The organism is Aquitalea pelogenes (assembly GCF_001515305.1).
Lineage (GTDB): Bacteria > Pseudomonadota > Gammaproteobacteria > Burkholderiales > Chromobacteriaceae > Aquitalea > Aquitalea pelogenes.
The window spans coordinates 13,061-34,194 of sequence record NZ_LNQV01000015.1; the positions used below are offsets into that span (position 1 = coordinate 13,061).

The window sequence follows — 21,134 nt, forward strand, 5'->3', positions numbered from 1 at the left end:
TTCAGGCCAGGGAAGATGTCGTGCTGGCGGACTGCGCGCTGGCAATCACCGGCTGGCGGTGGCTGATCAGCGGCAAGGCGCGCTCTACCGCCAGGCGGATGCGTGCCTGCAAGGCGCTATCGCTGACCTGGTAGTCGCTGAAGTCGGCTTCGGCGGCGTATACCCCAAGCGGCAGGGTTTGCGCCTGGAAGAAGCTGAACAAGGGGCGCAACTGATGTTCGATCACCAGCGCATGGCGCTCGCTGCCACCGGTTGCAGCCAGCAGTACCGGCAGGTCGAACAGGGCTTCGTGATGTACGAAGTCAAAGAAGTGCTTGAACAGGCCGGTGTAGCTGGCGCGGTAAACCGGGCTGGCGACAATCAGTAAATCGGCCTGCTCCACCGCCTGAATGGCTTCGCGCACGGATTCCGGCAAATCCGCCGGACGGGTGACGCCGCCGTAGTGCGGGGCCAGATCGCCCAGTTCGATCACACGGGCTTCAACCGGCAGGTGGCCGGACAATTCGGCCAGCAAGGCCTGCACCAGCGCCAGGGTACGCGAGGGGCGCTGCAGACTGCCGGATACGGCAACAACATTAAAAGAGTGGCTCATGCTTGCTCCATCATCAGGGTTCACCTGATACATAGCAGCAAGCGTGCCAGCTTTATATTCCTTATATTTCAATGACTTGCACTAAAATAGACTTATCTAGAAACTGCTGCTGCCGCACCAGCATGCTGACCGGCTGCTGCCTGGGCAGCAGCGGCCAAACCATGCAAAACAAAGCCGGATTACTGATATGCAACAAGCATCAATCCCAGGACAAAACAGCCCGCTTCCAATACAAAAAAAGCACACCCCAAAGGGTGTGCTTTTCATGAACAGGACGGTTGCCGGACCGGTCTGGCTTCAGCTTATTTGCCGTCCCACACGATATCCTTCACCACCAGCGGCTTGGGAATCAGCTTCAGCTTGAAGAAGGTGTCGGCAATACGCTGCTGCTCGGCCACCACCTTGCCATCCAGCAGTTTCACGCCATAGCCAGAGCGTTTGGCAGCCACCTGCACGATGTCCTTGTCCAGGCCGATCTGCCCGGACAGCTCGGCGGCTACTTCCGGGATATTGTTCTTGCCCCAGGCATCCAGCCGTTGCAGTTCTTCCAGCACCACCTTGATGACTTTGGGATTGCTGGCCACATAAGGCTTGCGTGCCAGGTAGAACTGGGTGTTGTTGACGATGCTCTTGCCGTCCGCCAGCTGGCGGGCATTCAGTTGCTTCTCGGCAGCCGCCAGGAAAGGGTCCCAGATCACCCAGGCATCCACACTGCCCTGCTGGAAGGCGGCGCGGCCATCGGCCGGGTTGAGGAATACCGGGGTGATGTCCTCGTATTTCAGCCCGGCTTTTTCCAGTGCGCGCACCAGCAGGTAATGCACGTTGGAGCCCTTGTTCAGCGCCACCCGCTTGCCCTTGAGGTCTTTCACACTGCGGATGGGCGAATCCTTGCCCACCACAATGGCCTCGCCTTCCGGTGCGGCCGGTTCATTGGCCAGATACAACAGGTCGGCACCCGCAGCCTGGGCAAAGATGGGCGGGGTTTCACCGGTGGTGCCCAAGTCCACACTGCCCACGTTCAGCGCTTCCAGGAGTTGCGGGCCGCCGGGGAATTCCGCCCATTTCACCTTGACGCCCAGCGGGGCCAGGCGTTTTTCCAGCGTGCCCTGCGCCTTGAGCAGCACCAGCGTGCCGTATTTCTGATAACCGATATTCAGTGTGTCGCTGCCTGCAGCCAGCGCGGTGGCCGACAGCGAAGACAGCGCAAGGCCGGCAGCAGCCAGCAGACCCAGTACACGACGACGGGTGGGGTTGAAATGTTGCATCACGATTCCTTGTTGTTTGCAGTATGAGCTTCAGTTTTTGTCAGCCGATCTACAGGCCGAACAGGCGGGCGGCATTGCCGTACAGCACCTTGTCCAGCACATGGGGCCGCAGGCCCAGGCCGTGCAGGTCGTCTATCGACTGGCCGATGGGGCGGAAGGGATAGGACGAACCAAACAGCAGCTGGTCGGCCATGAAGCCGTTGGCCGCCTCGATATACAGCTGGCTGCCGGGCAGGAACTGGTACATGTCCGGCACCACCAGCACGTTTTCGTGACGGAAGGCGATGCCGACAATCTCGGCCACCCGCGGCCAGTAGCCGTGGTAGCAGACAATGGGCAAGTGCGGGAAATCCGCCGCCACCCGCGCCACGCCAGCCGGGTCGTTAAAGCGCGGGTCCGGTGTGGTGGGGCCGGACATCAAAAACACCGGCACGCCCAGTGCAGCGCAGGTTTCATAGATGGGGTAGTACACCGCATCGTCCGGCTGGCGCGCCGGCACGCCAAAGCCCGGTTCGATATCAATACCGGCCAGGCCCAGATCCTTGATGGCACGCTCGGCCTCGGCCACCGCCGCCTGCTCGCCCTGCAAGGCCGGGTCCACCCCGGCAATGCCCAGCAGGCTGTCGTGGCCATGCACGATCTGATGAATGGTGTCGTTGGGCAGGTGCTGGCCCGGCGTATGCCGCCCCACCACCACTGCGTGGCTGAGGCCGGCGTTTTCCACTTCATCCAGAAAACCCTGCTGGGTAAGCGAGGAGACAAAGTGCTGGTCGTCACGCGAGCCCACGCGGCGGTTGAGCCAGCGCGCGGCTTCGTAAGCCTGGGTGCCGGGCGAGGCACAAAAAAATCGTGCAGGAAGGCAGGCCTGCAACGCATGTCGATCACCTTCATGCTGCCTCCGTTTCAGCCACGGTTTTCTGCACCACGGTGCTGGCATCAAACGGGCCGCCGGTCTGCACGCGGTCGTCGCCATACACCCAGCGCTTGCCCGGCAACAGCGGGAACACCAGTTCGGCAAAGCGGTAGGCTTCTTCCAAATGCGGGTAGCCGGAGAGGACAAAGCTGTCCACGCCCAGGTCGGCATATTCCTTCAGCCGCGCGGCCACGGTTTGCGCATCGCCCACCAGCGCGGTACCGGCACCGCCACGCACCAGACCGACACCGGCCCACAGATTGGGGCTGACTTCCAGCTGGTCACGCTTGCCACCGTGCAGCGCAGCCATGCGGCGCTGGCCTTCGGAATCCATGGCAGCAAAACGCTGCTGCACCTTGGCAATCACTTCGTCATCCAGATGGCTGATCAGCGCATTGGCCGCCGCCCAGGCTTGCTCGGTGGTTTCGCGCACAATCACATGCAGGCGCACGCCAAAACGCACGGTGCGGCCCAGTCTGGAGGCGCGGGCGCGTACATCGGCAATTTTTTCGGCCACGGCTGCCGGGGGCTCGCCCCAGGTGAGGTAGGCTTCCACATGCTCGGCCGCCAGGTCTGCGCGGCATTGGACGAGCCACCAAAATACAAGGGCGGTGCCGGTTTCTGTACCGGCTCGAAGAAGTTCTGCGCGTTTTCCACCTTGTGGTATTTACCGGCGTAGCTGACGGTTTCGCCGGCCAGCAGGCGCTTCCAGATATGCAGGAATTCGCTGGCTTCTTCGTAACGCTGGTCGTGATCGAGGAAAATGCCGTCAGCAGCCAGTTCGGCCGAATCGCCCCCGGCCACCACATTGAGCAGCAGACGGCCATTGCTGGCCTGGTCCAGCGTGGCGGCCATGCGCGCGGCGGCGGTGGGCTTGGTCAGTGCGGTGCGCAGTGCCACCAGCAGTTTCAGGCGGCTGGTGACCGGCACCAGGCTGGAGGCCGTTACCCACGGGTCCAGGCAACCGCTGCCAGTGGGAATGAGAATGCCGTCGTAACCCAGGTTGTCCGCCGCCACGGCAATCTGCCGCAGGTATTCGTTGCTGACGGCGCGGCCTGAGCCGGACTGGCCCAGATAACGGGTATCGCCGGAGGTCGGCAGAAACCAGAAGATGTCGAGACTCATGCTGCTTCCTTTGCTGGCAGATTGCATGACGCCGCAGCGCACCGGACTGGCGGCTGTGGCATGAAGGTGATGGGCCGATTCTAGTCAGCGCCCTGCACTGCACGAACCAAGGAAAACAGCAAAGCAAATCAATTTAAGTCATAACCTGTCATGACAGCTTGCCCGGCGTTTGGGCTTATACTCGGCGCAATCCAATCAAGCCCTGCCCGCCCATGACCACATTAGCCACGCCCCAGGCCCTGCATGCCCGCATCCGCGAAAGCCTGCGCAGCCAGATTCTCAGCGGCCATTACGGCCAGCACGACAAACTGCCATCGGAAAAACAGCTGATGGAAAGCTTTGGCGTCAGCCGCATTACCGTGCGCCACGCCCTGGGCGCACTGGAACAGGAAGGCATGATCTTCCGCATTGCCGGCAAGGGCTGCTATGTAGCCAAGAGCAAACCCGCCCAGACCCTTACCCGGCTGCAAGGCTTTGCCGAGGCCATGCACAGCCAGGGCTACGCCGCCTGCAACCGGGTGCTGAACCTGCAAACCCTGCCCGCCAGCGAAACCGTGGCCCTGGCCTTTGGCGTGGCCGTAGGTACACCCATGGTGGAACTGCGCCGCCTGCGCTATCTGGACAATCTGCCGGTGTCGCTGGACATCAGTTACTTCACCCAGGAACTGGGGCTGCGGCTGGCGCGCGAAGACCTGGCCAGCCGTGATGTGTTTCACATTCTGGAAAACGACTACGGCCTGCCGCTGGGCCATGCCGACCTCAGCATAGAAGCCACGCTGGCCAGCGCAGAAGAGGCAGCACTGCTGGACGTCAGCACCGGCGCGCCCTTGCTGGCGCTGCAACGCATGACCCGTGGTGCCGATGGCGCCGGGCTGGAGCTGGACTTCATCCGCTACCGTGCCGACCGCTTCCGCTACCAGTTGCGCGTGGAGCGCAATTAAGCCCGCGGCCATCAGCGCCCCCTGCTGCGCTGGCAGCAGCCAGCCAGCACACTTGTGCTGATTTACAGCAAAAAGCCGTGTTTTACAGCGCAAAACCACGCATTTTGTCAGGCACGCTTATTGCCATTCCTGTGACATCCCCGGGTATCCGGACTTACACAAGGAATGTGCGATGACTACCTCCCTGGCCGGCCACGAGGCCGTACGTGTCAACTCTCCCGAGCCTTTCGCCGCCCGCCCGCGCCCCGCTACCCCGGCGCACATCATTCGCGATGATGCCGAAGCCATCGCCGTAGCGCGTCAGCTGGCCATCCGTTTTGCCCACGATGCCGCCCTGCGCGACCGCGAAGGCCTGCTGCCGCTGGCCGAGGTGGACGCCTACTCGCAAAGCGGGCTGTGGGGCATCAACGTACCCAAGGCCTATGGCGGCGCTGGCGTGTCCTACGCCACGCTGGCCGAGGTGATCAAGATCATCGCCGAAGCCGACTCCAGCATCGCCCAGATCACCCAGAACCATCTGGCCATCAACCTGCATATCGCACTGGATGGCAGCGAGACGCAAAAGCAGGAACTGTTTGGCCTGGTATTGCAGGGCTACCGCTTTGGCAATGCCTTCTCCGAACTCAACAGCAAGACGGTGGCCGCGTTTGAAACCCGCTATTCCATCGACGGTGATACCGCCGTGGTGAATGGCGAGAAGTTCTACACCACCGGCGCACTGCTGGCCCACATCGTGCCCATCGTGGCGGTGGGTGAAGACGGCCTGGGCGCACTGGTATTTGCCGACCGCGACACCCCGGGGCTGAGCGTGATCAACAACTGGTCCAGCTTTGGCCAGCGCACCACCGCCTCCGGCGGCGTGAAGATCGAACAGGTACGCGTACCGGCCAGCCGCGTGCTGCCGATTGCCGCCTTCGACACCCCCACCGTAGCCGGGCCGGTCTCGCAGATCATCCAGGCTGCCATTGACGGCGGCATTGCCCGCGCCGCGCTGGCCGACACCATCGAGTTCATCCGCTCGCAAAGCCGCCCATGGCTGGACAGCGGCAAGGACAAAGCCGCCGACGACCCGTTTACCGTTTCCGCCATCGGCCTCTTGGAAATCCGCCTGCATGCTGCCGAAGCCCTGCTGGAAAAGGCAGGTCGCCTGATCGACGCCGCCCTGGCCCAGCCGGATGAAAGCAGCGTGGCACTGGCCACCGTGGCCACTGCCGAGGCCAAGGTGCTGACCACCGAAATTGCCATCGAGGCCAGCAACAAGCTGTTCGAACTTGCCGGCACCCGCGCCACCCTGATTGCCCACAACCTGGACCGCCACTGGCGCAATGCCCGCGTGCACACCCTGCACGACCCGGTGCGCTGGAAATACTTCCACATCGGCAACTACTACCTGAACCACATTGCGCCGCCGCGCCATCCGTGGAATTGACCTCTACCCGGCAGTGCAGCACTGCCGGTATTCGCCAAATCGCCAAACAGGAAACAACCATGAGCCAACACACCCTGCCGGACGACCTGTCCACCGGCACCGACTACGAAACCCTGGCCCAGCGCTTTCGCCCCATCTTTGCCGAAATCGCCCAGACCGCCCTGCAACGTGAACGCGAGCGCAAGCTGCCGTATGAGCCGATCAACTGGCTGAAACAGGCCGGTTTTGGCGCGGTGCGCGTGCCCAAGCAATATGGCGGGGCCGGTGCCTCGTTGCCACAGCTGTTCCAGCTGCTGGTGGAACTGGCCACCGCCGACTCCAACCTGCCGCAAGCGCTGCGTGGCCATTTTGCTTTTGTCGAAGACCGCCTGAATGCCCCGGCAAGCCCGGAACGCGAAGTCTGGTTCAAGCGCTTTGTTGCCGGCGAAATTGTCGGCAATGCCTGGACCGAAATCGGCGAGGTCGCCGTAGGCGACGTAATTACCCGCGTCAGCCGCCAGGGCGACAAACTGCTGCTCAATGGCCGCAAGTTCTACAGCACCGGCAGCATTTTTGCCGACTGGATCGACGTCTACGCCCAAGTGGATGGCACCAACCAGGACGTGATTGCCGCCATCCGCACCAGCGACCCCGGCGTGACGCAAAGCGACGACTGGGACGGCTTTGGCCAGCGCACCACCGGCAGTGGCACTTCCGTATTTGAAAACGTGACGGTGGAACCGGAAAACCTGATCGACTTTGCCAGCCGCTTCAAATACCAGACCGCCTTCTACCAGCTGGTATTGCTGGCGGTGCTGGCCGGCATCGGCAAGGCGGTGGAACGCGATGTGGCGCAGCACGTGCGCGACAGAAAGCGCGTGTTCAGCACCGGCAATGCCAGTAGCGTGAGTCAGGATGCGCAGATCCAGCAGGTGGTGGGTGAAATCTCCGCCCTGGCCTATGCCGCCGAAGCCACCGCCATCCGCGCCGCCCACCCGGCCCAGCGCGCTTATGAAGCCCGCTTTGGCAACGATGCCGCGCGCGAACGCCAGGCCAATATCGACGCCGAGCTGGAATCGGGCAAGGCGCAGATCGTGGTATCCGAACTGGTATTGCGTGCATCCACCCAGCTGTTCAATGCGCTGGGCGCATCGTCGGCCCGCGCCGAACTGCTGCTGGACCGCCACTGGCGCAATGCCCGCACCGTGGCATCGCACAATCCGCTGATCTACAAGGCGCGCATTGCCGGTGACTGGGCCATCAACGGCACCGAACCGCCTTATGTCTGGCAGATTGGCCGCGGCAAAGCCTGAGCACAGCAGTCCTGACAAACTCAAAAGGCCCGCAACTGCGGGCCTTTTGTATGGGTGCCAGTAATAGAAAACCGCGCCATGCGGCGCGGCTTTGACTGGCAGCTTCCGGAACTCAGGCCGGTTGCAAATCTGCCGCGGCAGCCTGCGCGTGCTTTTGCTTCCAGGCTTCGATGTCGCGGTACTGCGCGGCCGGGTGGTTGGCTGGCAATAGCGGGCCGGCACCAAACAGTTTTTCGCGCAGGGTGCCAGGACGGTATTCCGTCTGGTACACGCCACGGCGCTGCAATTCCGGCACCAGGTACTCCACCACGTCCTCGAAGGTTTCATGGGCAACGGCATAGGCCAGATTGAAACCGTCGGTATCGGTGGCTTCCACCCAGTCCTGCAGGATGTCGGCCACGGTGGCGGCCGAGCCGACAAACACCGGCCCCAGCCCGCCAATGCCGCCAAAGCGGGCCAGTTCGTCGATGGTCCACGCCTTGCTACCGTTGGACAGATGCTCCACCGCCGAGATGATGGCGTTGGTGTCGACATGGCGCACCAGCTCGGTGGGTGCGTACTGGCCGAAGTCGATGCCTGTCCAGCCGGACATGAACACCAGCGAGCCATCGTAGGAGGCATAGCGCTGGTATTCGGCAAACTTGGCCTGGGCCTTGGCATCGGTTTCGTCCACGATCACCGTGACCAGGTTGAATATCTTGATCTGCTGCGGGTCGCGCCCGGCAGCGGCAGCCTGGCTGCGTACATCGTCCACATAGCGGCGCAGGATGTCCTTGGTGGGCGCAGCCACGAACACGCACTCGGCATGCTGGGCGGCAAAGGCCTTGCCGCGGCCGGATGCGCCAGCCTGGAACAGCACCGGCGTGCGCTGTGGCGAGGGTTCGCTCAGGTGATAACCCGGCACCTCGAAGTATTTGCCCTTGTGACCGATTTCATGCACTTTTTCCGGGTGGGCGAAAATGCCGCGCTCGCGGTCGCGCACCACGGCACCCTCTTCCCAGCTGCCTTCCAGCAGCTTGTAGATGACTTCGATATATTCGTCCGCCACGTCGTAACGGTTATCGTGCTGGCGCAAGCCACCCTGGCTGATGTTCTTGGCACCGCTTTCCAGATAGGAAGTGACAATATTCCAGCCCACCCGGCCCTTGGTGTGGTGGTCCAGCGTGCTCAGACGCCGGGCAAAGGGGTATGGGTGTTCGAAAGAGGTGGATGCGGTAACGCCAATGCCCAGATGCTTGGTGGCCAGCGCAATCGGTGCGGCAAGTTGTAGCGGGTCGTTGACCGGCAACTGGGCCCCTTCGCGGATGGCGTGATAGTTGCTGCCCTGATACACGTCGTAGTAGCCAATCACATCGGCAATGAACACGGCATCAAAAAAGCCACGCTCCAGAATGCGCCCCAGGTCGGTCCAGTATTCCAGGTCCTTGTATTGCCAGGAGCGGTCACGCGGGTGGGTCCACAGGCCGGGCGACTGGTGGGCCACGCAGTTCATTTCAAAAGCGTTGAAGCGGATGGTCTTGCTCATTGCAGTTCCTGTCATGGTTGAATGATTACCGGGATGACAGTGCAATTTCCATACCCGCAAGCAGCACTATTCATCAGCATTTCCGCTAAGCAATCCACTTTTCATCATGATTTCATTTTTATATTTATCTCTTTATTTTCAATGGACTAATCATTCAAATTAAAGTGACTTGCCATTCTTTATTCAGGTTTTACTTTAACTGCCATGCAAGTGCCAACAAGCAGCTGCTGCCCTGCCAGCACGCTGGCAGCAGCGCATGCGGCAATGGCAGCAGGCAGCAAAAAACGCCCGCAAGCGAGCCGTTTTATCAATTTTGAAAAAGCACACCCCCAGCACACATCACTCCTGCTGCAGCTCCTCCTCGATGCCACGCAGGCGTGCCGGAGCCAGCAGCTTGAGCGCCACAAACCAGGCGAGACCCAGCCCGACCAGTACCAGGAACACATAAGGCAGCCAGGCATACACGCCGGTCGGCAGCGGATAGACACTGCCCACCAGCGGAATGGCCAGCAACAGCACCGATACCAGGCTGATCAGCACATGCTGTGGCTTGAGCTTGCCCTGACGGCGCAGATACAAGGGCGCGCCCACCGCCACCAGCACGTAGGCCAGCAGATAGCCATAAGTGGCCACCGAGCTGAGATAGCCGTAGGAATCCAGCAAGGCCGTGCCATTGGCGGTAAAGATCAGCCCCACGATCAACGCCAGCACCACCAGCAAGGTCACGGCGATATGCGGCGTGGCATTGCTGGCATGCGCCTTGCCGGTGGCCTCGTGCAGCAGGCCCTGACGGGCAAAGGTGTAGACAATGCGGGCGGCGGCATTGATGGAGGAGAAAAACGCGGCGAAGAAGCTGAGCGCTACCCCGGCATCAATGATCAGGCCAAAGCCACCCAAGCCCAGGCGATGCGCCAGGATGGACAGCGGGCCGTCTGCCTGATCCAGCCCGGGATGCTGGCCATGGAAGGCTGCCACCAGCGCATAGGACGCCAGAATGAACAGCAAGGCCGGGCCGACAATGCTGATGATGACTGCACGCGGAATGGCCTTCAGCGGCGATTGTGCCTCGGCACCCAGCACGGTGGCACTTTCAAAACCGGTAAAGCTGAAGAAGGCCAGTACCATGCCCAGGCGCAATTGCTCGGGTTTTACCCCTTCCAGCGCAATCTGTGACTGGTCGACATGGCTGCTGCCATTGAGCAGATAGGCAATCAGCACCACCGCAATCAGCAGGATGGTGAGCAGCTCCACCAGCAGGGTAAAACGGGTGGACAGCCGGATGTCACGGTAGGCAATGGCCCAGGCAGCCAGCGCCACCACCACGGTCAGCAACAGGCTGACGGCCAGTGGCGGATGGGCGGCAACCAGGCCCAGCTCGCGCGCCAGCACCAGGAAGGTATTCACCGTACCTTGCAGGATGCCGGCGGCCCCGACCGCATAGGCAATCAGCAAGGACCAGCCGCAGATCACCCCCCAGATGGGGCCAATGCCCTGCGAGGCATAGGCATACAGCGCACCGGGGGATGCCGCGCTGCGGGCAAACAGGGTAATGCTCCAGGCGGAGAATAGCAGCGCCACGGTGGCAAAGGCATAGGCCAGCCAGGTGCCGTTACCGGCGGTGGCAAATACGGCCGGCACCAGAATGCCTACCCCGCCGGACACACCGACCAGTCCGATGGACTGCGCCACCAGTTCAGGCAGGCGCAGGTAATTGCGCCGCAGCGTGCCGCTCTGGCTTTCTGTCTGGGCGGCCGGGCTGTCCAGCACCGCCTCGCCTTGGGTGGAGTGAATCATGAAACACCTCTTGATGGTTGTTGTTGGCTGACAAGTCACCGGCACCGTCCCCCTGCCCCGGCGCCAAAGCGCCATGCAGCAAGGGGGCCGCACGGTCAACAGCCGGTATGTCGGATGGGCATGGCAGCTCCAGCGCCCGCAGCAGGCGGGCCGCATGCGTGGTGATCAGTTCCAGGAATGCCGCGCCGGCTTGATGCCGTTCAGCGTGTAATTGCCGATGGCGTGGTACTTCCAGCGCACCGGGTCGTGCAGGGTGTGCACGCGGGCATTACGCCAGTGGCGGTCATAATTGAAGCGGCCCTGGGTGGCCTTGCTTCCACCCAGTTCAAACAGCTTGCTGGCGGCCAGCAGCGAAATTTCCGTGGTGGCAATCTTGGCCAGCCCCACCGCAATGGCTGCCTCTGCCACGGTGTCTTCGGTCGGCTCGGCCTTGGCAATATCGATAAAGCGGCCAGCCCGCTCCAGCAGCGCTTCTGCCGCCACCAGCCGGTATTGCAAATCGCCGATGGCCACGATGGTCAGCGGGTCGTCCGCTGCACGTTCCACCCCGCTGTCTATCCACGGGCGTGCCTGCTGGCGCACAAAATCCACGGTATCGGCCAGCGCGGCGCGGGCAATGCCCAGGTCGATGGCGGCGGTGGTGATCTGGGCGAACGGCCCGGCAAAAGTGGGCCGGTCGTAGGAGCGGTGGGTATAGAAAATCTGGAAAGGCTTCAGGCGTACCTGCTCGGCAATCACCGTGCCACTGGCCGTGGTGCGCTGGCCAAAGCCGCTCCAGTCATCCACCACGGTCAGGCCCGGCGTGCCTTGCTCGACAAAGGCCAGCAAGGCCTTGCCTTCTTCATCCACCGCCAGCACCGGCACCCAGTGCGCATATAGTGCGCCGGTGGCGTAGAACCTGCGGGCTAAACCGTCTTAAAACAATCCTTTAAGCCTGCTGCGTCCTGCTGAAAGCCTTGCCAGACAAGGATTTCAGCAGGATATTTGATCAAACCTGCAGAATATTTTCACTCTCTGATATTGCCTTGCAACACAAGCACGGTAAAAGGACTACAATGCGCGCTTTCTTGGGATGTTCTCCAAGCCGGCCGACGTGAAGGACGCACGCTCATCGTGCTCCCTAAGGAAGCCGGGGATCTGCGGCCACTCCACGTCAGCCTGCAGGATGCACCCCGGTTTTCGTGCGCACCGCGGCGCAAAGCGCCCCGTTTTTACGCGCCTCAAGGCCAGCCTCGCCAACCCGGCGACTGCGCCCCAACGCGCACCGAGTGACACTGCAGCAAGCTGCGGGCCGACAGGCGTTACAGGTGCACGGTAGTGTCCTTGCCCATGGCAAGGGCTGCCTTCCTGAATGGCCATCCCCGGCTGTGGTGTCCGAGTTTTGACCGACAAGGACTCAGGTATGCGTTTTCACTTCCCCATCGTCATCATCGACGAGGACTTCCGCTCGGAAAACACCAGCGGCTCCGGCATCCGCGAACTGGCAGCAGCCATGGAGGCCGAAGGCATGAGTGTGATTGGTTACACCAGCTATGGTGACCTCACCTCTTTTGCCCAGCAGCAAAGCCGGGCAGCCGGTTTCATCCTGTCCATCGACGACGAAGAGTTCCAGACCGACGACGCATCGGAAAACGCCCTGGGCCAGCTGTACAGCTTTGTGGCGGAAATCCGCCGCCGTAACCCGGACATCCCGGTCTACCTGTATGGGGAAACCCGTACCGCGCGCCATATTCCCAACGACATCCTGCGCGAGCTGCATGGTTTCATCCACATGCACGAAGACACGCCGGAATTCGTGGCACGCCATATCATCCGCGAATCCAAGAGCTACCTGGACAGCCTGGCCCCGCCGTTCTTCCGCGCACTGGTGGACTACGCCCACGATGGCTCCTACTCCTGGCACTGCCCGGGTCACTCCGGTGGCGTGGCCTTCCTGAAAAGCCCGGTCGGCCAGATGTTCCACCAGTTTTTTGGCGAAAACATGCTGCGCGCCGACGTGTGCAATGCGGTGGACGAACTGGGCCAGTTGCTGGACCACACCGGCCCGATTGCTGCCTCGGAACGCAATGCAGCGCGCATTTTCAATGCCGACCACCTGTTCTTCGTCACCAATGGCACCTCGACTTCCAACAAGATCGTATGGCACAGCTGCGTGGCAGCGGGTGACATCGTGCTGGTTGACCGCAACTGCCACAAGTCCAATCTGCACGCCATCATGATGACCGGTGCCATTCCGGTATTCCTGATGCCCACGCGCAATCACTACGGCATCATCGGCCCGATTCCCAAGTCGGAATTCCAGCTGGAAAGCATCAAGAAGAAGATTCTGGCCAACCCCTTTGCCCGCGAAGCACTGGAAAAGAACCCCAAGCTCAAGCCGCGCATCCTCACCATCACCCAGTCCACCTACGATGGCATCCTGTACAACGTGGAAGAGATCAAGGGCCTGCTGGATGGCGAAGTGGACACGCTGCACTTTGACGAAGCCTGGCTGCCGCACGCCAGCTTCCACGACTTCTATGGCGACTTCCACGCCATTGGCGAAGGCCGTCCGCGTTGCAAGGACAGTCTGATTTTCTCCACCCAGTCCACCCACAAGCTGCTGGCCGGTATCAGCCAGGCCTCGCAGATTCTGGTGCAGGACCCGCAAAACCGTCAGCTGGATACCGCCTGGTTCAACGAGGCCTATCTGATGCACACCTCCACCAGCCCGCAATATTCCATTATTGCCAGCTGCGACGTGGCAGCCGCCATGATGGAACAGCCGGGCGGCCAGGCACTGGTGGAAGAATCGCTGGTGGAAGCACTGGACTTCCGTCGCGCCATGCGCAAGGTGGACGAGGAATACGGCAACGACTGGTGGTTCAGCGTATGGGGCCCGGACGAGCTGTCCGACGACGGCATCTGCGACCCGGTGGACTGGGAACTGAAACCCGGCGCGCACTGGCACGGTTTTGCCGGTATCGAAGAAGGCTTCAACCTGCTGGACCCGATCAAGGCCACCGTACTGACCCCGGGTCTGGACGTGGACGGCAGCTTCGAAGAAATGGGCATTCCAGCCGCCATCGTCACCAAGTACCTCACCGAACACGGTGTGGTGGTGGAAAAAACCGGCCTGTACAGCTTCTTCATCATGTTCACCATCGGCATTACCAAGGGCCGCTGGAACACGCTGATTTCGCTGCTGCAGCAGTTCAAGGACGACTTCGACAAGAACCAGCCGCTGTGGCGCGCCATGCCGGACTTTGTCTCGCGCTACCCGCAGTACGAACGCGTGGGCCTGCGCGACCTGTGCCAGCGCATTCATGCGCTGTACACCAAGCACGACATCGCCCGCCTGACCACCGAGATCTATCTGTCCGAGATGGAGCCGGCCATGCGTCCGGCCGACGCCTTTGCCAAGATGGCGCACCGCGAGATCGAACGCGTGCCGGTAGACCAGCTGGAAGGCCGCGTCACCGCCGTGCTGCTGACCCCGTACCCGCCGGGCATCCCGCTGCTGATTCCGGGCGAGCGCTTCAACAAGACCATTGTTGACTACCTGCGCTTTGCCCAGGCCTTCAACCGCGAACTGCCGGGCTTCGAGACCGACGTGCACGGCCTGGTGGCCACCGATGTGGAAGGCCGCAAGGTGTACTGCGTGGATTGCGTCAAGTAAACGCGAGCCATCAAGTCAAAAGCCCCACTGCAGTGGGGCTTTTTTGTTTTGGCTTACCAGCCGTTCTCCAGCACCAGATGGCCAGGAGCGCTCAGCCGGCTCAGACGGAAGCCCATTTTCATCAGCTGGCGGTGGGTGTCCTCCACCATGGCCGGATTGCCACAGATCATGAAGCGCGAACGCTCCACTGTCAGCGGCAGGCCAGTAGCCTCGGCCAGCTCACCGCTGGCCAGCAAGGCGGGAATGCGCTGTTGCAACATGCCCGGTTCGGCCTGACGTGTTACCACCGGCACATAGTGCAGCCGGTCGCCCCACTCCGCCCACAAGGGGTGCTGGCGCAGCGCGTCAATCTCGCTGCGGTAAGCCAGTTCGCTGACCTCACGCACACAGTGCACCAGCACGATATGGGCAAAACGCTGCCACACCTCGGGTTGCTGCAGGATGGACAGATAGGGTGCCAGACCAGTACCGGTGGCCAGCAGCCACAGGTCATCACCATCGGGCAGACGGTCCACGGTGAAGAAACCGTTGGCCTTGTTGTCCAGCAATACCGTGTCACCCACCTGCAAACGCGCCAGGCGCGAGGTGAACAGCCCGTCCGGCACCACGATGGAGAAAAACTCCAGATGCTCGTCCCAACTGGCGGAAGTCATGGAATAAGCCCGCCACACCATGCCGCCGTTTTCCAGCGGCAGGCCCAGCCGGGCAAACTGGCCGGGGACAAAACGCCAGGATTCAGGGCGGCTCAGGCGAAAGCTGAACAGCTTTTCACTCCAGTGCTGCAAGGAAAGAATGGTTTGGGTGGTGTATTTTTCTGCTGCGGGGGCGCTCATGAGCAATACCTTAGTAATTTACTCAGGTAATTTACCGCATCAGGGCCGCCACAACAAGCCAGACCCGGCTTGCCGCGCAGCCCGTTTCGCCTCATGACGGCTTAATCGGCCAGTGCCTGTGCCAGATCCGCCAGAATGTCTTCGATATCTTCCACGCCGATGGACAGGCGCAGGCCGCCTTCACGGATGCCCAGTGCAGCTTTCTGCTCCGGTGGCATACCGCCGTGCGACATGGTGTAGCTGTGGTTGACCAGCGATTCCACCCCGCCCAGCGATTCGGCCAGTGCAAACAGCTGCAGCTTGCTGGCCACCCGGCTGGCTTCGGCACGGGTGTTCTCCTTCAGCCAGATGGTGACGATGCCGCCAAAGCGACGCATCTGCTGTTTGGCGATGTCATGACCGGGGTGGTCGGCAAAGCCGGGGAAGAATACTTTTTCCACCTTGGGATGGCCCTGCAGGAAGGCCGCTACTTGTTCGGCATTGTCGCAGTGGCGGTCCATGCGCAGGTGCAGGGTCTTGATGCCGCGCAGGGTGAGGAAGCAATCCTGCGGCCCCGGCACGCCACCGGCGGAGTTCTGGATGAACTTGATGTCGGCAAACAGTTTGTCGTCGCTGACCGCCACCAGTCCCAGCAATACGTCGGAATGGCCGCCCAGGTATTTGGTGGCGGAATGCACCACGATGTCGGCGCCCAGGTCGATGGGGTTCTGCAGATACGGCGTGGCAAAGGTGCTGTCCACCGCCACCACCGCGCCATGCTGGTGAGCAATGGCAGACAAGGCGGTGATGTCCACCAGGTTGAGCAGCGGATTGGTGGGCGACTCCAGCCACAGCAGCTTGGTGCGTTCACTGATGGCTTGCTGCAAATTGGCCGGGTCGGTCAGGTCGACAAAGGTCACCGTGATGCCGGCCGGTGCCATCACCTTGGTAAGCAGGCGATAAGCGCCACCGTAGAGGTCGGCCACGGCAATCACTTCTTCACCCGGTTTCAGCGTGGCGCGCAACACGGCATCAATGGCAGCCATGCCGCTGGCAAAAGCCAGGCCGTGCCTGGCGTTTTCCAGACTGGCCAGGCAGCTTTCCAGTGCAGCGCGAGTAGGCGTACCGGTGCGGGCATAGGCAAATGGCAGTTGCTCGCCGACTTCGGCAAATTCAAAGGCCGAGGTTTGATAAATGGGAGGCATGACCGACTTGCAGTGCTGGCTGCTGTCATAGCCGGAATGGATGGTCTTGGTGGCAAATTTCATTATTGTTCCTGGTGGTCCTGTGCCAGTGACACCCTGATCAGGACGACAGTTAGCGCCCGACGACCAAGTGATACCAATGGCATGAATAACTGCACGATCATGACTGAAACCGGCACTTTACCGGCAATTTATTGATTATTCCCAAAAACCGACCGCAATTTTCTTTACACCGCAAGGGAATAGGGCTAATTTGCGCCGTCCTTGAATCAAACATTTGTACGAATGAAGCTAGAACGCGCTTTTGACATCCTCTTTCATCAATTGGAAAGCCTGCCGCGGCCAGATTGCCTGAGTGGCAAAGTCGACGGAAAGTGGCAGTCCATGAGCAGCAGCACCGTGATGGAGGCTGTCAATGCACTCAGCCTGGGTTTGTTGCAGCAAGGCATTCAGCGTGGCGATACCGTGGCCATTGCTGCCGACAACTGCCCCGAATGGGTAATTGTCGACTTTGCCCTGCAGCAGATCGGTGCCATCAGCGTACCGCTCTACCCTACCTGCACGCTGGAAGATGCACGCTATATCCTGGAGCATGCCGCGGTCAAGCTGGCGTTTGTCGGCAGCAGCGCATTGCAGCGCAAGCTGGAACAGGCGCTCTGTGGCCGCCCCTGCCCTTGCTATGGGCTCAAACCGCTAGACGGCCTGCCATGCTGGACGGCGCTGCGCGATGCCGGACGCCTGGGCAAGCTGCAGCAACTGGCGCTGCTGCGTAACAGCATCCAGCCGGATGATGTGTTCACCATCATTTATACCTCCGGCACCACCGGCCGCGCCAAGGGCGTGATGCTGTCCCACCGCAATGTGGTCAGCACCGTCACCGCCACGGCAGATCATACCCGTCTGCCCGCCGGCCAGTGCCGGGCGCTGAGCTTTTTACCGCTGTCGCACATTTTCGAGCGCGCCGGCGTGCTGTATTACCTGCTGACCGGCAGCGGCGTGTATTTTTCCAGCGTCGAGGCGCTGTCCGGCAGCCTGGCCGAAGTCCGCCCGCACACCTTCAGCGCGGTTCCCCGCGTGCTGGAGAAGGTGCATGAAAAGCTGCACGCCAGGGCTGCCACGCTCAAGGGCTGGCAACGCCGCTTTTATCTGTGGGCACTGGCACGGGCCGAAGCCTACGAACCGAACCAGCCGCCACGCGGTCTGGCCGCCATCCGGCATGCCATTGCCGACCGTCTGGTATACCGCAAATGGCGCGCAGCCATGGGTGGCGAGTTACGCTGGGTGAATGTGGGCTCTGCTGCCTTGCAACCGCGTCTGGCACGGCTGCTATGGGCCAGCGGCATTGCTGTGGCCGAAGGCTATGGCATGACGGAAGCCGCGCCGGTGATCACTGCCAATCCCTTTTCGCCAGACAAGGTACGCATTGGCAGCGTCGGCATCGCCCTGCAAGGGGTGGAACTGAAACTGGCCGAAGATGGCGAAATCCTGGTGCGCGGCCCCAATGTGATGGTGGGCTATTACCGCGAGCCGGAACTCACCGCCGAAACCCTGCAACAGGGCTGGCTGCACACCGGGGACATCGGCGTGCTGGAACAGGGCTATCTGCGCATTACCGACCGCAAGAAGGAAATGTTCAAGACCAGCAATGGCAAGTACATCGCGCCGCAGTTACTGGAAAACAAGCTGAAGGAATCGGCCTATATCGACCAGATCATGGTGGTGGGCGATGGCCAGAAATTCGCTGCCGCGCTGATTGTGCCGCTGTATGAAAAGCTGCAGGAATGGTGCCAGGAACAGGGCATCACCTATACCAGCCATAGTGAAATGCGGCTGCATCCGCGCATCGTGGAACTGATAGAACGCGAGATCAAGCGCTTCAACCGTCACTTTGGCAGCTGGGAGCACATCAAGAAGTTTGCCCTGCTGGACAAGCCCTGGTGTGTGGACGCCGGCGAACTGGCTCCCACACTGAAGCTGCGCCGCAAGGTGATCAGCCAGCGCTGTCAGGCCTTGATAGAAAGCATGTACCGCCACGCCTGAGTAACAGGCCAGTCATGAAAATCCCCGCCTTGTGCGGGGATTTTTATTGGCCAGCAGCGGATTCAGCGCTGATGTGCCATGTCCAGCTTGCGCTCCACCCGCTTTTGCAGGCGCTCGAAGCTGGCACTCATCACCCAGTACAGTGCCGCAGCACCCAGATAGAGCGGCAGCGGCTGAAAGGTCTGGGCAATCACTTCCTTGGTGGCCAGCATCAGCTCGGTGACGGTAATGACCGACACCAGCGAGGTATCCTTGATCAGGCTGATCAGCGAATTGGACAGGCTAGGCACGGACAGGCGCAAAGCCTGCGGTGCCACGATGTAGCGCATGGTCTGCCACCAGCTGAAACCCAGCGACAGCCCGGCATCCCATTGGCCACGCTCCACCCCGGCAATGCCGCCACGCAGGCTTTCCGACAGATAAGCCGCCACATTCAAGGTCAGGGCGATGATGCCTGCCGGTACCGGGTCCAGTTCGATACCGATGCCAGGCAAGCCGTAATAGATCACAAAAATCTGCACCAGCAGGGGGGTGCCGCGCATGGCGCTGACGTAAAAAGCCACCAGCTGCGATAGCACCGGCACCTTGCCCACCCGCAGCAAGGCCACCACGAAGCCCAGCAGCAAGCCCAGCACCATGGCCACCACGGCAAACATCAGCGTGTACAGCGCCCCTTTCAGCATCACCGGCAGGGCCGCCGCAATCAGATCTGCCCACTCCATGTTTTTATCCCCATTCAGAAACACCTGCGCCCCTGACCGGCAGGGGCGCAGCAATCAGCACATTCTAATGGTACTGAAGGCAAAACACGATGGCCGCACGGGGCCAGTCCTGCTTACTTGGCGGCAGTCGGTGCCTTGGACACATCGATACCGAACCACTTCACCGAAATCTTCTTGAAGCTGCCATCGGCCTTCATGTCATTCAGTGCCTTGTCCACCGCCTGCTTGAACTTGGGATTGTTCTTGGCAAACGGAATGCCCATGGTGGTGACATCACCTACCGGATGACCAGCCTTCAAGGGCAGCTTGGCTTGCTTGATGGCAAACGGAATCAGCAGGCTGTCGTTGAGTGCCGCGTCAATCCGGCCAGAAGCCAGGTCTTGCAGGTTTTCCGGCGCAGACGGGTATACCTTCACCTCGATACCGTTCACTGCCTTGACCATGTCAGCGTAGTTGCTGCCCTGGCCCACGCCCACTTTCTTGCCTTTCAGGTCGTCCAGCGACTTGAATACGCGCGTCTCGTTCTTGCGGACGATCAACTGGGCACTGGAGAAGGTGTAGGGCTGGGAAAAGTCGAAGGTTTCCTTGCGCTTGTCGGTAATGCCCACCTGGTTGACCACCACGTCAAACTTGCCTGCCTGCAGGCCAGCCAGCAGACCGCTCCATTCGCCGGTGGTGAATTCCGGCTTCACTTTCAGTCGCTTGGCCACTTCGGTGGCCACTTCCACATCAAAACCGGTCAGGTTCTGCTGGGCATCCTTGAAGGTGAAGGGCGGGTAAGTGCCTTCCACGGCAATTTTCAGGGTGCCGCGCTGCTTGACGGTATCCAGCAGATCAGCAGCCATGGCATGGCTGGCAAAAGCGGCAAACAGGGACGCACACAGGATTTTTTTCATTACAGATCATCCATCAGATTATGAAAACAGAAACCTTCCGCCAACCAGGTGACAGGCCGTAACAGGCCGGCGGGGACAGAAGTCGCCAGCATACTCCAGCCTCAGCGGATAAACAGCCATATTGTCAGTGCGGTTCCCACCACCACCACAAAGGCGCGCAACTGGCGCTCCGGCAAACGGTGCATCAGCCAGCCGCCCACCACGCCACCGGCAATGCCGCCAGCCCCCAAGGCCAGCACCGCAGCCCAGTTGATTTGTGGCGACATGGCGAAAATGGCCACTGCCGATGCATTCATGGTCATGGCCAGTGCATTTTTGGTAGCCGTGGCCATGCGCACCTGCTGGCCGGCAATGGTGAGTGCCGCCAGCATCAGAAAACCGATACCGCCACCAAAATAACCGCCATACACCGCAATTGCGCCCTGAATCAGCAGCAACAGCGGGGTGGGCAAGTGCCGTGGCGCGCGTCAGGGTCCACCACCGGTTTGCGACGGAAACTGCCCCAGGCGAACACGCTGGTGGCAAACAGCACCAACCACGGCACCAGCCGGGTAAAGATGCTGACCGGGGTGGAGAGCAGCAGCAAGGCACCCAGTACGCCGCCAATCAGGCTGACAACAAACAGATGACGAAACGGCACCGGCCCCACGCCACCCACCAGCTTGCGCCCGGCCAGCGCCGAGGTTATCTGGCTGGGAAACAGCGCAATGGTGCTGCTCATATTGGCCGCCAGCGGGTTGAGCCCGGCCAGCAGCAAGGCGGGAAAGGTAATGAAGGAGCCGCCTCCCGCCAGCGCATTCTGGATGCCGGCATACAGGCCGGCTGCGGCAATCAGTGCCAGCAGGGGTAGCGGTAAAGGCTGCGAAAAATGAAACATGAACGGCTCCAAGATGGATCGGCCGGGGATTGTCCGGCAACAAACGCT

At 61.2% G+C, this 21,134-nt stretch carries 17 protein-coding genes and 1 pseudogene; 5 read left to right on the forward strand and 13 right to left on the reverse strand.

All coding sequences use genetic code 11. The features are described 5' to 3' along the window. Position 1: 1 nt before the first annotated feature. The 4 genes and pseudogenes from msuE to ssuD form a co-directional block, all read right to left on the reverse strand. Positions 2-592, reverse strand: a complete 591-nt coding sequence (msuE, locus tag AWT75_RS08325) for an FMN reductase (RefSeq protein WP_062788818.1) — start codon at positions 590-592, stop codon at positions 2-4. A gap of 302 nt (positions 593-894) precedes the next feature. Then, positions 895-1,857 carry a sulfonate ABC transporter substrate-binding protein gene (locus AWT75_RS08330; RefSeq protein WP_062788821.1) on the reverse strand — a complete coding sequence of 321 codons (963 nt, stop codon included), beginning with the start codon at positions 1,855-1,857 and terminating at the stop codon, positions 895-897. Positions 1,858-1,906: 49 nt separating this feature from the next. Continuing rightward, positions 1,907-2,728 carry an amidohydrolase family protein gene (locus AWT75_RS08335; protein ID WP_204376906.1) on the reverse strand — a complete coding sequence of 274 codons (822 nt, stop codon included), beginning with the start codon at positions 2,726-2,728 and terminating at the stop codon, positions 1,907-1,909. Between the two features lie 16 nt (positions 2,729-2,744). After that, positions 2,745-3,922: pseudogene (gene ssuD, locus AWT75_RS08340) on the reverse strand (FMNH2-dependent alkanesulfonate monooxygenase). Positions 3,923-4,107: 185 nt separating this feature from the next. On the opposite strand from ssuD, the gene AWT75_RS08345 reads away from it, so the two are divergent. The 3 genes from AWT75_RS08345 (at position 4,108) to AWT75_RS08355 (ending at position 7,557) form a co-directional block, all read left to right on the forward strand. Then, a complete protein-coding gene (locus AWT75_RS08345) occupies positions 4,108-4,836 on the forward strand; it encodes a GntR family transcriptional regulator (protein WP_062788823.1) in 729 nt (242 codons plus the stop codon). 172 nt (positions 4,837-5,008) lie between these two features. Further along, positions 5,009-6,265, forward strand: coding sequence for an SfnB family sulfur acquisition oxidoreductase (locus AWT75_RS08350; protein WP_062788827.1), 1,257 nt, complete (start codon positions 5,009-5,011; stop codon positions 6,263-6,265). 59 nt (positions 6,266-6,324) lie between these two features. Next, complete coding sequence (locus AWT75_RS08355; protein WP_062788830.1) at positions 6,325-7,557, forward strand: acyl-CoA dehydrogenase family protein; 1,233 nt, start codon at positions 6,325-6,327, stop codon at positions 7,555-7,557. 112 nt (positions 7,558-7,669) lie between these two features. On the opposite strand, the gene AWT75_RS08360 is transcribed toward AWT75_RS08355, so the two are convergent. The 3 genes from AWT75_RS08360 to AWT75_RS08370 all read right to left on the reverse strand — a co-directional run bounded on the left by AWT75_RS08360 (position 7,670) and on the right by AWT75_RS08370 (position 11,740). After that, a complete protein-coding gene (locus AWT75_RS08360) occupies positions 7,670-9,082 on the reverse strand; it encodes an LLM class flavin-dependent oxidoreductase (RefSeq protein WP_045848249.1) in 1,413 nt (470 codons plus the stop codon). A 339-nt stretch (positions 9,083-9,421) separates the two neighbouring features. Next, positions 9,422-10,876: an APC family permease gene (locus AWT75_RS08365; RefSeq protein WP_161937735.1), complete on the reverse strand. Its 1,455-nt coding sequence runs from the start codon at positions 10,874-10,876 to the stop codon at positions 9,422-9,424. Between the two features lie 165 nt (positions 10,877-11,041). Further along, positions 11,042-11,740, reverse strand: a complete 699-nt coding sequence (locus tag AWT75_RS08370) for an acyl-CoA dehydrogenase family protein (protein ID WP_082696014.1) — start codon at positions 11,738-11,740, stop codon at positions 11,042-11,044. Positions 11,741-12,278: 538 nt separating this feature from the next. Between AWT75_RS08370 and AWT75_RS08375 the strand changes: the two genes are divergently transcribed. Then, positions 12,279-14,534 carry an arginine/lysine/ornithine decarboxylase gene (locus AWT75_RS08375; RefSeq protein ID WP_045846677.1) on the forward strand — a complete coding sequence of 752 codons (2,256 nt, stop codon included), beginning with the start codon at positions 12,279-12,281 and terminating at the stop codon, positions 14,532-14,534. A gap of 53 nt (positions 14,535-14,587) precedes the next feature. Here AWT75_RS08375 and AWT75_RS08380 read toward each other — a convergent pair whose 3' ends face one another. Both AWT75_RS08380 and AWT75_RS08385 read right to left on the reverse strand, forming a co-directional pair. After that, on the reverse strand, positions 14,588-15,367 hold the full coding sequence (locus tag AWT75_RS08380) for a ferredoxin--NADP reductase (protein ID WP_062788833.1): 780 nt from the start codon (positions 15,365-15,367) through the stop codon (positions 14,588-14,590). 101 nt (positions 15,368-15,468) lie between these two features. Continuing rightward, entirely contained in the window at positions 15,469-16,614 is a 1,146-nt protein-coding gene (locus tag AWT75_RS08385) for a trans-sulfuration enzyme family protein (RefSeq protein WP_062788836.1), read from the reverse strand. A gap of 321 nt (positions 16,615-16,935) precedes the next feature. On the opposite strand from AWT75_RS08385, the gene AWT75_RS08390 reads away from it, so the two are divergent. Further along, positions 16,936-18,591, forward strand: a complete 1,656-nt coding sequence (locus AWT75_RS08390; protein WP_239689516.1) for an AMP-dependent synthetase/ligase — start codon at positions 16,936-16,938, stop codon at positions 18,589-18,591. A gap of 62 nt (positions 18,592-18,653) precedes the next feature. On the opposite strand, the gene AWT75_RS08395 is transcribed toward AWT75_RS08390, so the two are convergent. From AWT75_RS08395 to AWT75_RS23455, 4 genes are all read right to left on the reverse strand, one after another. Further along, a complete protein-coding gene (locus AWT75_RS08395) occupies positions 18,654-19,313 on the reverse strand; it encodes an amino acid ABC transporter permease (protein ID WP_062788883.1) in 660 nt (219 codons plus the stop codon). Positions 19,314-19,426: 113 nt separating this feature from the next. Continuing rightward, positions 19,427-20,209 carry a transporter substrate-binding domain-containing protein gene (locus AWT75_RS08400; protein WP_045846684.1) on the reverse strand — a complete coding sequence of 261 codons (783 nt, stop codon included), beginning with the start codon at positions 20,207-20,209 and terminating at the stop codon, positions 19,427-19,429. 101 nt (positions 20,210-20,310) lie between these two features. Then, positions 20,311-20,661: a TSUP family transporter gene (locus AWT75_RS23450; protein WP_204376907.1), complete on the reverse strand. Its 351-nt coding sequence runs from the start codon at positions 20,659-20,661 to the stop codon at positions 20,311-20,313. Further along, a complete protein-coding gene (locus AWT75_RS23455) occupies positions 20,637-21,086 on the reverse strand; it encodes a TSUP family transporter (protein ID WP_204376908.1) in 450 nt (149 codons plus the stop codon). Before AWT75_RS23455 ends, AWT75_RS23450 begins: the two co-directional genes overlap by 25 nt. Positions 21,087-21,134 lie beyond the last annotated feature (48 nt).